This is a genomic window from Streptomyces sp. NPDC005863 (assembly GCF_042871345.1).
Lineage (GTDB): Bacteria > Actinomycetota > Actinomycetes > Streptomycetales > Streptomycetaceae > Streptomyces.
In genome coordinates this window covers 159,886-173,679 of record NZ_JBIAII010000014.1, presented here as the reverse complement: position 1 = coordinate 173,679, position 13,794 = coordinate 159,886, and the positions used below count along the sequence as shown (strand labels likewise).

Below are 13,794 nucleotides of genomic sequence, written 5' to 3'. Positions count from 1 at the left end.
CCCGGTCCGCTGATGTTCTCTAACCATGTTAGAGGAACGGGGTGGCCGGAAGTACTTCCCGCCACCCCGCCCGGCACCTTCACCCGCTCCTCACCTCAACTGCGGCAGCACCTCGTCCCGGAAGAGCCGGAAGCTGCGTTCCATCGTCGGGCCGTCCTGGCCGCCGAAGTCGACCTGCCACAGGAACGTGTCGACGGACAGCAGGTCCCGCAGTTCGGTGGCGCGGGCGAGGACGGTGGCGGGTGAGCCGACGACGGCGGTGCCGAGGCTGCGGAAGTCCGCGATGTCGAGGTTGCGCAGGGTCAGGGCCATCTGGGAGTACGTCGGGTAGTCCTTGGACGAGGTGTGCATCCAGGCCTCGGCGGCCTCGGCCCACACCGTCAGGTACTCGCGCAGCAGCGGGTCGGCGGTGGCGTACGCCTCGTCGTCGGTCTCGGCGACGTACAGCGGGATGGAGACGGCGACGCGGGGCCGCGGCGCCTCGGGGCCGGAGCCGTGCACGTCCTCGAAGGTGTCGAGGTAGACCTCCACCAGGTCCCGTACGCCCGCGAGGTCCTGCTGCCGCGGCGGGGGCGTCACCAGGAGCCCGAAGCCCTGTTCGGCGAGCCAGGCGAAGCTCTGCCGGGAGCGGACCGCCGCGCCCCACACGGGCGGGTGCGGGCGCTGGACGGGGCGCGGCAGCGAGGTCGCGTCCCGGAAGGAGAAGAACGGGCTGTCCTCGCTGACCTTCTCCTCGGTCCACAGCCGCAGGACGGCCGCGATGGTGTCGTTGAACCGGTCGCGGCTCTCGTCCATGGACACCCCGAACGCCGCGAACTCGTACGGCATCCAGGCCCGCGCGAACCCGACTTCCAGGCGGCCGCCGCTGATGGCGTCGACCATCGCGGTGTGCGCGGCGAGCTGGATGGGGTGGTGGAAGGCGGGCAGGACGCAGCCGGTCATCAGGCCGATCCGCTCGGTCTGGGCGGCGACGGCGGCGAGGAAGGTCAGCGGGCTGGGACAGTAGCCGCCGTAGTCCTTGAGGTAGTGCTCGGTCATCTTCACGTAGTCGAGGCCGGCCTCGTCCGCGAGCCGGGAGATCCGCAGCACGTCCTGGTAGTACTCCTGGGCGCCGCGCGTCGCCGGCCTGCAGTCGGGGAGCAGCGAGATGCCGTGTTTCATGGTCGTTTCCTCTCGGTCGGGATGAGCAGCGCGAGAAAGGCGGCGTCGGCGGCGAGCAGCGGCACGAGCGTCCCGGTGCGCCAGTACAGGACGGCGTGGGTGGTCGGTACGAGGAGGGCGGGCACCCAGCTCTCCGGGGTGAGGCGGCGTCCGGCGGGGGCGCCGCGCACGCGGAGGGCGGCGTGCGCGAGGACCGCCACGACGACGGCGGCCACCGCGCCCGATCCGCGCAGTGCTTCGATGAGTGCGGGCCGGAAGGCGGCCTCCTCTCCCGCCACGGCAAGGGCGAGCGCGGCGACGGCCCAGCGGGCGCCGGGTCCGCTCACGCGGGCCCGTGCCTCGTCGGCGGTGTGTCCGCGCGCGAGGCCGAGCCAGTGGGTCTGCCCGGCCGCGGAGGCGGGGCGCGGGGCGCGGCTGTCCCGGGCGGCGGTCCTCGCCGGGTCGGTCTTCGGCCGGGAGCGGGGGCCGCGCAGGGTGTCGCCGAGGCGCCGGGCGGCGCGTCCCGCGGCGGTGGGGCGCAGGCCGGCGCCGATGTCCGCGGCGAGCCCCGCGAGGAAGGCGGCGGCGGCGAACTCCCCGCAGCCCAGGGCGAGTCCGAGCACCACCAAAGCCGCGTCGACGCCGCCGAGCCCGCCGAACCCCAGGTCTCCCGGGAGCACGCCGAGCGCGAGAGCCGCGGCGAGGACCAGGACCCCGGCGACTGCTCCGGCCACCGAGCGGGCCCGGCCCGGCGCGAGCCCGGCGCCCCCTCCCGAGAGCCGTCCCGCGAGCCGCGGCGCAAGCACCCCATAGGCCGACGCGACCACGCCGAGCAGCACACCACCCGTGACCGCCCAGGGCAGTTGGGACGCCGCGCTCATGAGCGGGCCGGCCGGGGGCGGGCGGTGCCGGAGGGGCGCACGGTGTTCTGGTAGCGCCAGATGCGGGCGTTGAACAGGGCGTGGGCGACGACCGCGCCCAGGACGTTGCCGGTCAGGAGGGTGAGGGCGAGTGCGGTCAGGGACAGCGGGAGCTTCGCGGCCACCTGGGCCCAGCCGAAGAAGATGTGCGAGAGCGCGAACGCCGCCGTGGCGAGGACGAGCAGCAACACCCGTACCACCAGGGCGTCTTGGATCAGCGCTACGCCGGTGAGCGTGCCCCTAAAGACACACTCCTCCAGAACGCCGACGGCCACCAGCCACGCCAGCGGCAGCGCCACGTCGCTGTCGCGTCGGTTCGCCGTCCAGCGCCGCTCGGTCGCCGTCGGCGGCGCGGTCCGGGCGAGCCGTGCGGCGGGGCCGACCGCGCGGGTGCCCCGGGTGCGGGGCGCGGGCGTCGCGGCGGGCGGTGACGGCCGCGCGGCGGTGCGGCGCCCGAGACGCCGGGTGACCGCCGTGTCGGCGGCGGCCACCAAGGGTGCGGCCGCCGCGCCGAGGGCCAGACCGGCCGGCAGCCCCCAGGCGGGGCCGTGGACGAGCGCACCGGGGCCGAGCACGAGCAGGCCGAGCCCGGTCACGGCGGCGAGCACGGCCGTGTACACCTGGAGCGTGTGCACCCCGCGATGGTCGAAGAAGCGGACGTGCAGATGGGAGGCGAGCGCCAGGGAGCTGAGCGCGCACAGGACGAGCGCGGTCAGTGCCGTGTCGCGCAGCTCAGGGATATGGATGAGGGACGTCATCGGTGAAGCCCCCGTAGTCGGCGAAGCGCGGATGGGCGGCGGGTACGGCGCTGGGCAGGGGGAGGCTCACGGTGTCCGGGGACCACACGCGCATCGCGTGGAACCCGAGGGCCCGCAGGTCGCAGGTGGTCAGGTCGCCGAAGTAGAGCTGTTTCCCGGAGAGCCGGAAGCCGTCGACGAGGGTGCGCACCGCCTCCTTGACGGGCCGGTCGTCGTCCGGTGGCAGGTCGGAGGCGGGCCGTTCGGTGTGGGCGGCGAAGCGGCGTTCGACGGTCCGGGCGCCGTTGGACGTCGCGTACAGGCCGACGTTGCCTTCGAGGTCGTAGATGTCGGCGTCCGCGGGCGTGCCCTCGACGGCCTGCTCGACGGCCACCCACGCCGCGAGCCACTGCACGCCCGCCGCCTCCAGCAGGGCCCGGTACATGGCGCGGGCGAGCGAGGCGCCGCTGCCGAGGCCGATCGCCACCTCCGGGACAAGGCCCGGGGGCTGGCGCAGCAGACAGGCGATGGTGAAGCCGGGCAGGTCGGGGCTTGGCAGGGCGTGGAACTCGGGGCGCGGAGCACCCGCCGGGAAGTACGTGTCGACGATGCCGTCGACGTGCCGGGTGCGTGCGTCGGGGCGGATCAGGACGGAGTCGGTGTGCCCGTACCAGTGCCCCATCGCCGCGTCGACCTGCACGACCTCTTCAAGTGCCGCGCGCAGGGCGGCCTGTGGGGTGGTGTGGGTGGCGGTGCCGGTGGTGACGGCGGGCAGCGTCCAGGGCTCCTCGCGCTCGCGCACGTAACCGAGGAGGAAGCGCTGGGCGGGCACCCAGCAGGGCTCGCCGTCGACGAGCGAACCAACCCGCACCCAGCCCGACGCGGCGTCCGGGTCGAAGGGCGAGAAGGGGAAGCCGTCGCGCGCGTACTGCTCCTCGGTGAAGAGCTCGAAGGCGGAGCGCGGCAGCAACGGTTCGCCTTCGGCGGCGAGTTGGGAGTACGGGGCGTGCCGTGCCGTGAACCTGCCGTCCAGGGCGGCCGCGTAACCGGAGTAGCGCTCCAGGGTCTCGGCCAGGGAGCGGATGTGGCTCTCGAACGGGAAGATGCCGTAGCCGCCGATGTGGTAGCTGCCCGCCTTGGGCGGCGGCTGGTCCTGGCGCACGTGCACGCCCGTCATGTCGGCGGTGCCCACCAGGAGCCGCGGGCCGCCCGGGTAGCGGGTGAGGAACCCCATGGACGTGGTGAGCCCACACAGCGGCCCGTGCATGCGGCGGCGCAGCCGGTGGACACGGGTGTTCTCGTCCTGGTGGACCGTGAGCCGCATCAGTCCTCCAGCCAGGTGCGCGGGTCGAAGTGGAGCGTCTCGTCGTCCCGTTCGGGCACCGGGCCGCAGCCGGGGCAGCCGGGCAGCGGCAGCACGCTCTGGTAGGAGATCTCCATGCTCGGCAGGTAGCAGCCGAGGACCTGCTCGATCGTGAACGTCGAGCCGCAGCTCAGGTAGTTGGTCGCCTCCAGGGCGAGGTGCGAGCAGAGCAGCGCCTGCACCGGGCCGTAGACGGGCGGCGCGCCGGCGTGCACCGCGGAGCGCACGAGGGCCTCCTTGTAGCGCTGATAGCCCGCGCTCTCCCGGAGGTTCATCGTCACCCGCGTCTCGAAGCACTCGAAGCACGCGGACCGCCCGGCCACCATGGTGGGCCCGACGAAGAGGAACGGCCCGTCGACGGCGGCGTACGTCCAGCTGATCCCGGCGGCGCGGGTGAGCCGGTTGAGGAGCCGGGCGCGGACCGGGTCGACGGTCCTCTCGGCGAGCAGCAGATACCGGCCGCGCCACGGGGCGAGGATCTCGACGGCCTCGTCGAAGGCCAGGCCGTCGTGGAGCACGGCGGGGGCGAGGGCGTCGAGGCGGGCGCGCACCGGGTGGTCGGGGCCGGGTATCAGGACGTCTCCGGCCACGTCGTGGGGCAGTAACGCGGCGGTGCGTTCTGCGAGTTCGGGGTCGCCGAGCAGGACGACACCCTCGGCGACCGGTGTCTGGCCGCGGCCGCCGAGGGTGGCCATGGTGTCGAGGTAGGCGTCGAGGGCGCTGCTCGGGCCCTCCTCGATGGCGTCCAGACCGTAGAGGTGGTCGACGAGCGCCTCGACCTCGACGCGGGAGACGCCTTCGCGCTTGGCGAGGTCGCGCCGCGAGAGCGTTCCGTCGAGTCCGCTGACGAGGTTGAAGAGCTTGCCGGAGCGGGAGTCGTCGGTGAGCGTGTACGACTTGGCGTTCCACACGCCGGTGCGCAGCTCGACCACGTCGGGGCTGTGGCCGACGACCGAGAACGAACGGCGCACGCGGGGCTGCCGGTTGTCTGACATGCAAAGGGCCTCTCTTCACGGGAGCCCGGGAGCCCTGGGGCCCGGGGTCGGTTGTGCGGGTGGTCAGCCCGCGCCGAGCAGCACGGTGTGCAGCAGCGTCCGGTGCACTCCGTCGAGGTGCAGCGCCGCGTGCGCCTCGTCGTCGTAGAAACCGGAGAAGTCCACGCTGTTCAGGCCGAGTCCGGTGGCGGCCAGGTGCGCGTTCTGGGCGATGCCGCCGGCCTCGTGGAACATCGAACGCATGCCTCGGGGGCCGTACTTGCGCATGGAGCGCCAGGGGTTGCCGACGAGCAGGAGGACGGCTGCCGCCCGCTCGAAGTCGATCGAGCCGTCCTGCGGGTCGAAGGAGGCGAGCAGCGGGGCGAGGGCGTCCGGCCCCGCCACGGTGGCCAGGGCGTCCTCGACGGGCAGGTGGCGGTGCAGGCCACGGTTGAGGCCGTCGACGTTCAGGGCGGCGAGCCAGAGTTCGACGGGGTAGAGGCCGCCCGCGCTGGGAACGGTGCGAAAGCCCATGGTCAGGGGCGAGCCGTCGGCGAGCTCGATGTCGGCCTCGGCCGTGACGCACCCGGCGAAGCGGAGCACGGTGGCGAGGTCGTCGAAGGGTACGGGGGCGCCGGAGAAGTCACGGCCGCTGCGCCGGCCGAAGACGGCGTGGTCGAGCGGTGCCGTGGTGTCCGTGCCCTCGGGCAGCGGAGTGCGGGGGGCGCCCTGCCGGGGCAGGCGGTCCTGGCGGGACTGGACGACCGCCATGACATCGGAGAAGTAATAGCCGATGGAGAGCAGGGACGAACGGTCCCAGCGGCGCATTCTGGTGGCAATCAAGAACTCTTCCGCGAGCCGTTCTACGGCGTCCGACGAAAGATTCTCGAAGCGCATGGAATTTGTTTGCAGGCCGACACCCTGCACATGCGGGCTCATCGTCCGATAGGCGCTCGCGGCCACCGAAGCCTGAACAAGACGCGAATCCGCAGGGGTATCCGCATCGCTCATGTAATTCGCTCCTTGCATTCATTCGCCGTCGTGTGCGACGTACCGTCGTCACCGAAGTGGGGAGCGGGACCGGCGTGCGGCGGACCCTCGGCCCGCCGCACGCCGGCGTCATCGGTTACTTGCGGACGACCGCTCCACAGCAGCAGGAACAGGCGCCAGGCACCAGAACGGCCTCGTCGCGACCTGCGCCGAAGGGCTCCAGAGCGGCCTGCGGCGTGCTGTTGCGGTGTTCGGTGACCTTCTCGGACTGCAGCTTCATGGCTGTCTCCTCTCGTTCGGATACGAAGAGTGATTCGGTCCACGTTGCACACGAGGCCTTCGGGACACTTTCCCCGGAAAGCCCCGGCGAGCCCTATCTTTCAGCCTCGCAGCCACGCAACCTAACAGTGTTTGTCCAGTCAAGCAAGAGACGTTCGAGGAATGCCCGAACCCACAAACGGCGACAGGTATTCCATTTGGCGAAATCTTTAATGAGGCAATTGTCGAGATTATTGCGGGCGCGCCCCGACTGCTGTTACCAACAAGCTCATGAGCAGCGATGAGGCACCTCCGGTAGATCTCCTCGACCCCGCATTCATGGCCGACCCGGGCCCCGGCTACGCCCGCCTCCACGCGACGGTGCCCCTCACCCGCGTACACCTGCGCCCCGGCCTGACCCCCTGGCTGATCAGCGGGTACGAGCAGGCGAAGGCGGTGCTCTCCGATCCGCTGTTCAGCGTGGACCCGGCAAGCACCGACGCCTCCGTGCGCGAGGCCATCGCGGCCGGCCGCGCCGAGGAGAAGACCGCGCTGCTCGGCCGCCATCTGCTCAGCGTGGACCCGCCCGATCACACGCGGATGCGGCGCCTGATGTCGCGCGCGCTGACCGCGCGGCGCATGCTCGAACTACGCGGGCCGGTGGGTGTGTTCGCGGACGGACTGCTCGACGGGCTTGCGGGCCGCCCCGGGTTCGACGTGCTCACCGACTACGCCCTGCCGCTCGCCGTCGACGTGATCTGCGAGCTCATCGGCATCCCGCCCGCGGACCGGCCGCGCTTCAAGGAATGGGGTCAACTCCTAGTCCAGGCCGAGCTGCAGGACGACGCGTCCTTCGACGAGGCGGCCGACGCGATGGCCGGGTACTTCGTCCCGCTGCTCGCCGCGCGGCGCAAGGAACCCGCCGACGACCTGGTCAGCGCGCTGGTCGACGCGCACGGCGCGGACCAGCTCGACGACTACGAACTGATCTCGCTGGTCTACCAGTTGTTCTTCGCGGGCCACGAGTCCAGCGCGTACCTCATCACCAACGCGACGCTGCGGCTGCTGAGCCACCCCGGCGAACGCGCCGCGCTCGCGGCGGATCCGGAGCTGATCGACCCGCTGATCGAGGAGGTGCTCCGGGTCGACGGCCCGGTCAAGGTCCCCACCTGGCGTTTCCCGGTGCGCGACACCGAAATCGGCGGCAGGCGGCTGCGGGCCGGCGAGCCGGTGCTCGTCCTGCTCGGCGCGACAGGGCGCGACCCGAGCAGATTCCCGGACCCCGACCACTTCGACAGCGGCCGCTTCGACAGCGCTCGCGTCGACAGCAGTCGCGCGGCGGCGCAGCAGCATCTGGCGTTCAGCCACGGGATCCACCACTGCATGGGCGCGGCCGTCGGCCGGATGGAGGGGCGGGTCGGGGTGTCGCGCCTGTTCGCCCGCTTCCCCGGCATCCGGCTCGCGATCGAGCCGGACCAACTGCGCTGGCGGGACAACCTGATGATGCGAGGTGTCCGCGAACTGCCCGTGCGGGTGGGGTGACGGCCCTTACCGGGCCGACCGGAACGGCGCCGGGCGGGTGCGACCAGCGGGGGATTGATGGCCGGACCCGCCCGGCTGTCTCAGGTGGTGCGGTCGGCGGAGACGCCCGGGGCCGGCGCCGCGCCGGGACCGTCACCGCGGGAGCCGGGCTCGGAAACGTCCGCGGCATCAGCGGAGCCGGTGGTGTCAGCGGTCTCCGCGGCCCCACCCGCGCCCGCGTCGACATCCTCCCGATCGCGCCCCCGCACCAGGAAGTACGCCGCGATCGCCGTCACCAACAGGAGCGCCCCGCCGACCCGTTCGGCCAGGTGCAACCCGTCCACGAAGCCCGCGTTGACGATCCCGGTGATCCGCGCGCTGCCGCCCGACCCCGTGCTGTGCGCGCCGCCGGCCTCGACGGCCCGCAGCACCTCGGCGCGGGCCGGCCCCGGCACATGCGCGTCGACCAGCCGGTCCCGGACGCTGTCCGTCATGCGGGTGGTGAGCAGCGTGCCGAGCACGGCCACCCCGAAGACGCTGCCGAGCTGACGCGTGGCGTTGCTCGCGCCGGACGCCATGCCGGAACGGGCCGCCGGCACCCGCATCATGACGAGCGTCGAGATCGGCGTGAGCGTGAGGCCGATGCCGAGGCCCACCAGCAGGATCACCCACCAGTACTCCCCGTAGCGCGCCCCGGTCCCGTACAGCGAGGCCCCGAACATCGTCGCCGAGGCGAACAGGATGCCGAGCCCGAGCGGCACCGCACCGCCCACCCGTGTGGTCAGCCAGCCGGCGAGCGGCGCGGAGACCATCGCGAGGAGCATGCCCGGCAGGATCGCGAGCCCGGCGCCGACCGCGGACCAGCCGAGGACCGTCTGCAGCCAGAGCATCAGGAAGTACGTGATCGCGAACAGCCCGAAGTACAGGACGAATCCGGCCAGTACGGAGCCGGTGAAGACCCGGTCGCGGAAGAACGACAGGTCGAGCATCGGCTCGCGCACCAGACGCTCCGTGACGAGGAACGCCACGAGCAGCGCGCCGCCGGCCGCATAGGCCCCGACCACGAGACCGTCGCCCCAGCCGCGCGAGCCGCCCTCGATCGTGGCGTAGACGATCGCCGACATGGCGGCGATGGAGAGGATCAACCCGGCCAGGTCCAGGCGCCGTTCGGGGTTGGCGGACTCGGGGACCGCGGGCACCGCGAGGACGAAGCCGAGGACCGCGATGGGCACGTACATCCAGAAGATGCCGGACCAGCCGAAGTTCTCCACCAGGGGCCCGCCGACGACGGGACCGAAGGCCACGGCGGCGCCCGCGACCGCGGCCCAGATGCCGATGGCCGTGCCGCGCTCGCCGCTGTCGGTGAAGACGTGCCGGATGATCGAGAGCGTGTTGGGCATGAGCATCGCGGCCCCGACGCCGAGCACCGCCTGCGCCGACACCAGGACCCACACCGATCCGGCGAGCGCGGAGAAGACCGAGCCCGCGAGGAAGATGCCGAGCCCCGCCAGGAAGGTCCGCTTGCGCCCGAAGCGGTCGCCGACGGCGCCGCCGGTGAGCATCAGCGCGGCGAATGCCAGCGAATAGCCGCTGATGACCCACTGGATGTCCTGAATGCCGCCGTTGAGGTCGTCCTGGATGTCCGGCAGGGCGGTGCTGAGCACCGTGCTCTGCAGCATCGTCAGGGCCAGCGGCACACACAGCGCCGGGAGCGTCCGGTAGGGGCTCGGGCCAGTCCGGGCGGGGGAATCCGCCGCCATCGCACACCGTCCTGTTCGCGTTGTCTCGCAAGCCGTCTCTAACACTGTTAGATACGAGACTAACAGTGTGAGGGAGCGCGAGGGAAGCGTCCTTCCGAGGGTGGCCGGAAACCTCCCCGCACCTCGGCTAGCGTCGAACCCGTGAGATTCGCCGAAGCCCTTGCCCAGCGCCCCCTCGTCCTCGACGGCGGCCTCTCCAACCAGCTGGAGGCCGCCGGGCACGACCTGAGCGACGCCCTGTGGTCCGCGCGGCTGCTCGCCGACGAGCCCGCGGCCGTCGAGGCCGCCCACCGCGCGTACTACGAGGCGGGCGCCGAGGTCGCCGTCACGGCGAGCTATCAGGCGACGTACGAGGGTTTCGCGCGGCACGGCATCGACGCCGGGCGCACCCGCGAACTGCTGTCCCTGAGCGTGGAGTTGGCCCGGCGGGCCGGCGCGGGTCTCGGGCGGGAGGTGTGGGTGGCGGCGTCGGCGGGACCCTACGGAGCGATGCTCGCCGACGGCTCCGAGTACCGGGGCCGGTACGGACTGTCCGTGGACGCGCTGGAGCGTTTCCACCGTCCTCGCCTGGAGACGCTCGCCGCGGCCGGGCCCGACGTCCTCGCCCTGGAGACGGTTCCCGACACCGACGAGGCGCGGGCGCTGCTGCGGGCGGTCCGCGGGCTCGGGGTGCCGGCCTGGCTGTCGTACAGCGTGGCCGGCGACCGCACCCGCGCGGGGCAGCCGCTGCGCGAGGCGTTCGCGCTCGCCGCCGACGCGGACGAGGTGGTGGCGGTCGGCGTCAACTGCTGCTCCCCGCAGGACGCGGGGCCGGCGGTGGCGCTCGCGGCGCGGATCACCGGCAAGCCGGTCGTGGTCTACCCGAACAGCGGCGAGAGCTGGGACGCCACGACCCGGTCCTGGCGCGGGCCCACGCGCTTCTCGGCCGGCCAGGCGCAGGCGTGGCGGGCGGCGGGGGCGCGGCTGATCGGCGGGTGCTGCCGGGTGGGGCCCACGATGATCGCGGAGGTCGCGCGGGAGCTGGGAGCGGAGCGGCCCGGCGCCTGAGCGGTCGCCCGCGCCACGCCTGGGACACGGGCGCTGACCTGCGCGGACACCGTCTCCGGGGGTGACTGTCAGTGGTGGGGTGCAGACTTGCCGGTACCTGAGACAACGACGTCCCGGAGGTGGTCGGCATGTCCGACATCATCCTGACCGTAGGCACCCGCAAGGGCCTTTTCATCGGACGCAGGCGGGGCGGCGCCTGGGAGTTCGACGACAGCCCGTACTTCAACGCGCAGGCGGTGTATTCCGTCGCCATCGACACCCGCGGTCCCACCCCGCGCCTCCTGGTCGGCGGGGACAGCGCGCACTGGGGCCCCTCCGTCTTCCACTCCGACGACCTGGGGCGGACCTGGACGGAGCCGTCGAAGCCCGCGGTGAAGTTCCCCAAGGACACCGGGGCCTCGCTGGAGCGGGTGTGGCAGCTGCACCCGGCGGCCGCCGAACCGGACGTGGTGTACGCGGGCACGGAGCCCGCCGCGCTGTACCGCTCGGAGGACCGCGGCGAGTCCTTCTCGCTCGTCCGTCCCCTCTGGGAGCACCCCACCCGCTCCCAGTGGGTGCCGGGCGGCGGCGGAGAGGGCCTGCACACCGTGCTGACCGACGTCCGCGACCCGCGCGCGGTGACCGTCGCGGTGTCCACCGCCGGAGTGTTCCGCACGACGGACGGCGGCGCGAGCTGGGACCCTGCGAACAACGGCGTGGCCGCGGCCTTCCTGCCCGACCCGAACCCCGAGTTCGGCCAGTGCGTCCACAAGGTCGCGCGGGACGCGGCCGACCCGGACCGGCTCTATCTGCAGAACCACTGGGGCGTGTACCGCAGCGACGACGCGGGCGGGCACTGGCAGGACATCGGCGAGGGCCTCCCCTCCACCTTCGGCTTCGCGGCCGTCGCCCATCCGCACCGGGGCGACACGGCGTACGTCTTCCCCATCACCGCGGACAGCGACCGCGTCCCGGCCGACCACCGCTGCCGCGTCTACCGCACGGCCGACGCCGGCCGGAGCTGGGAGGCGCTCAGCGCGGGGCTGCCCGACGAGGACCACTACGGCACGGTGCTGCGCGACGCGATGTGGAGCGACGACTGCGACCCGGCGGGCCTCTACTTCGGCAATCGCAACGGCGAGGTGTACGCGTCGGCGGACGACGGCGACAGCTGGCAGTTGCTCGCCTCGCACCTGCCGGACGTGCTCTGTGTACGGGCCGCGGCCGTCGGTTGATCGACGCCGCCGTTACGGCAGTAGGGTGACGCCGTGGCACCACGACCCTTGCACGAAATCGTCGAGTCCGGCTGGGCCAAGGCCCTGGAGCCGGTGGCCGAACGGATCGCCTCGATGGGCGACTTCCTGCGCGCGGAGATCGCCGCGGGACGCACATATCTCCCGTCGGGACAGCATGTGCTGCGCGCGTTCCAACAGCCCTTCGACGACGTCCGCGTCCTGATCGTCGGTCAGGACCCCTACCCCACACCCGGTCACGCGGTGGGCCTGTCGTTCTCGGTCGCGCCCGAGGTCCGGCCGCTGCCCGGCAGCCTCATCAACATCTACCGCGAGCTGGGCGACGACCTCGGCCTGCCCCCGCCGTCCGACGGCGACCTCACGCCCTGGACCCGGCAGGGTGTCCTGCTCCTCAACAGGGCGCTCACCACCGCCCCGCGCAAGCCGGCCGCACACCGCGGCAAGGGCTGGGAAGAGGTGACCGAGCAGGCCATCAAGGCGCTGGTGGCACGCGGCACCCCGATGGTGTCGATCCTGTGGGGGCGTGACGCGCGCAATCTCCGGCCGCTGCTCGGGCAGTCGCCGTCGGTGGAGTCCGCGCACCCGTCGCCGATGTCGGCGGACCGCGGCTTCTTCGGCTCGCGCCCGTTCAGCCGGGCCAACGACCTGCTGGTCCGGCAGGGCGCGCAGCCGGTGGACTGGCGGCTGCCGTGACCGACCGGGAGTACGTCCTCGGGGTCGACTCGGGCGGTTCCGGACTCCGGGCCGCCCTGGCCGACCCGCGCGGACCCGGACCCGACCGCTCCACGGCACCCCTTCGCTCCACGGGAGCCGTCCGCTCCGCGGAGCCCGTACACACCGGCCCACGCGGCATCGACGCCGGCCACTTCCTCAAACAGCTCCTGCCCATGGCGCGGGCCCTGTTGGACGGGGCGGGCGGCGGCCGGATCACGGCGGTCTGCGTCGGGGCCGCGGGCCTCGCGAGCCTCGGCGACGACCTGCGCGCCCACCTGCCGGCGGCGCTCGCTGAGCACCTGGGCGTCCACCGCACGGCGCTCGCCGCGGACGCCGTCACCGCGTACGCGGGCGCGCTCGGTGACCGCCCCGGCGCCGTCGTCGCGGCGGGCACCGGCATGATCGCGACCGGCATGGACCCGACGGCCTGGCACCGCGCCGACGGCTGGGGCCATCTCCTCGGCGACTGCGGCGGCGGCGCCTGGATCGGCCGGGCCGGACTGGAGGCGGCGCTGCGGCAGTACGACGGCAGGCGGGGCGGCTCGGCCGCGCTGCTCGCCCGCGCCGCGGAACGGTTCGGTCCGCTGCCGGAGCTGCCCGGGCAGCTCTACCCCCGCCCGGACCGGCCCGCGGTCCTCGCCTCCTTCGCACCGGACGTGGCCGACTGCGCGGCGGACGACCCCGTCGCGCGGGGCATCCTGCGGGAGGCGGCCCGGCACATCGCCGAGGCGGCGGCCGCCGTCTGCCCCCGCACCGAGGAGTGCGAAGTGGCCCTCACGGGCGGCCTGTTCCACGTCGGCGACCCCCTGTTCGTCCCCCTGTCCGAGGAGCTGGCGGACCAACTGCCGCACGCGCGGCGGGTTCCCGCGGCCGGCGATCCGCTGGACGGAGCGCTGCGGATAGCGGCCGACGTCGCCGCGGTCCGGCTGCGCCTTCCGCGCGACGGCCGCATGCTCTCCGTCCACGGAAACCACCCCGCCGACCTCCCCGTCGAGGACATCCATGTCGAGGTCGAACGAACCCCGGGGAACGGCCGAGGAAGCCCGGGGGACCATCGCGACGAGTCCCATGGAGACGACGACAGTTGACCTCTGCGTAATTCATCAGACAAAAACGGACTTATACCGCCCACCTGCAC

General features: G+C 73.0%; 13 protein-coding genes. 5 read left to right on the top strand and 8 right to left on the bottom strand.

Annotated features, from left to right (window positions below; all coding sequences use genetic code 11):
* Positions 1–90: 90 nt before the first annotated feature.
* From ACFYO9_RS34795 to ACFYO9_RS34765, 7 genes are all read right to left on the bottom strand, one after another.
* Entirely contained in the window at positions 91–1,161 is a 1,071-nt protein-coding gene (locus ACFYO9_RS34795; protein WP_358779167.1) for an LLM class flavin-dependent oxidoreductase, read from the bottom strand.
* Positions 1,158–2,021, bottom strand: a complete 864-nt coding sequence (locus ACFYO9_RS34790; protein ID WP_358779168.1) for a type II CAAX prenyl endopeptidase Rce1 family protein — start codon at positions 2,019–2,021, stop codon at positions 1,158–1,160. The genes ACFYO9_RS34795 and ACFYO9_RS34790 overlap by 4 nt, the downstream gene beginning before the upstream one ends.
* Positions 2,018–2,818 carry a CPBP family intramembrane glutamic endopeptidase gene (locus ACFYO9_RS34785; RefSeq protein WP_358779169.1) on the bottom strand — a complete coding sequence of 267 codons (801 nt, stop codon included), beginning with the start codon at positions 2,816–2,818 and terminating at the stop codon, positions 2,018–2,020. Before ACFYO9_RS34785 ends, ACFYO9_RS34790 begins: the two co-directional genes overlap by 4 nt.
* Positions 2,793–4,121 (bottom strand): YcaO-like family protein, encoded by a 1,329-nt coding sequence (locus tag ACFYO9_RS34780; protein ID WP_358779170.1) that lies wholly within the window; start codon positions 4,119–4,121, stop codon positions 2,793–2,795. Before ACFYO9_RS34780 ends, ACFYO9_RS34785 begins: the two co-directional genes overlap by 26 nt.
* Positions 4,121–5,155 carry a TOMM precursor leader peptide-binding protein gene (locus tag ACFYO9_RS34775; RefSeq protein ID WP_355815269.1) on the bottom strand — a complete coding sequence of 345 codons (1,035 nt, stop codon included), beginning with the start codon at positions 5,153–5,155 and terminating at the stop codon, positions 4,121–4,123. Before ACFYO9_RS34775 ends, ACFYO9_RS34780 begins: the two co-directional genes overlap by 1 nt.
* 63 nt (positions 5,156–5,218) lie before the next feature.
* Positions 5,219–6,145: a SagB/ThcOx family dehydrogenase gene (locus ACFYO9_RS34770; RefSeq protein ID WP_388667025.1), complete on the bottom strand. Its 927-nt coding sequence runs from the start codon at positions 6,143–6,145 to the stop codon at positions 5,219–5,221.
* Between the two features lie 115 nt (positions 6,146–6,260).
* Positions 6,261–6,404 carry a hypothetical protein gene (locus tag ACFYO9_RS34765; protein ID WP_208033602.1) on the bottom strand — a complete coding sequence of 48 codons (144 nt, stop codon included), beginning with the start codon at positions 6,402–6,404 and terminating at the stop codon, positions 6,261–6,263.
* A 269-nt stretch (positions 6,405–6,673) separates the two neighbouring features.
* On the opposite strand from ACFYO9_RS34765, the gene ACFYO9_RS34760 reads away from it, so the two are divergent.
* On the top strand, positions 6,674–7,924 hold the full coding sequence (locus ACFYO9_RS34760) for a cytochrome P450 (RefSeq protein ID WP_358779301.1): 1,251 nt from the start codon (positions 6,674–6,676) through the stop codon (positions 7,922–7,924).
* Between the two features lie 80 nt (positions 7,925–8,004).
* Here ACFYO9_RS34760 and ACFYO9_RS34755 read toward each other — a convergent pair whose 3' ends face one another.
* A complete protein-coding gene (locus tag ACFYO9_RS34755) occupies positions 8,005–9,663 on the bottom strand; it encodes an MFS transporter (protein WP_358779300.1) in 1,659 nt (552 codons plus the stop codon).
* Positions 9,664–9,804: 141 nt separating this feature from the next.
* Here ACFYO9_RS34755 and mmuM point away from each other — a divergent pair, with 141 nt between their 5' ends.
* The 4 genes from mmuM (at position 9,805) to ACFYO9_RS34735 (ending at position 13,744) form a co-directional block, all read left to right on the top strand.
* Positions 9,805–10,710: a homocysteine S-methyltransferase gene (gene mmuM, locus ACFYO9_RS34750; RefSeq protein WP_358779299.1), complete on the top strand. Its 906-nt coding sequence runs from the start codon at positions 9,805–9,807 to the stop codon at positions 10,708–10,710.
* Between the two features lie 128 nt (positions 10,711–10,838).
* Positions 10,839–11,924 (top strand): exo-alpha-sialidase, encoded by a 1,086-nt coding sequence (locus ACFYO9_RS34745; RefSeq protein WP_358779298.1) that lies wholly within the window; start codon positions 10,839–10,841, stop codon positions 11,922–11,924.
* 33 nt (positions 11,925–11,957) lie between these two features.
* Positions 11,958–12,635: a uracil-DNA glycosylase gene (locus ACFYO9_RS34740; RefSeq protein ID WP_355815251.1), complete on the top strand. Its 678-nt coding sequence runs from the start codon at positions 11,958–11,960 to the stop codon at positions 12,633–12,635.
* Entirely contained in the window at positions 12,632–13,744 is a 1,113-nt protein-coding gene (locus tag ACFYO9_RS34735; protein WP_358779297.1) for a BadF/BadG/BcrA/BcrD ATPase family protein, read from the top strand. Before ACFYO9_RS34740 ends, ACFYO9_RS34735 begins: the two co-directional genes overlap by 4 nt.
* Positions 13,745–13,794: the final 50 nt, after the last annotated feature.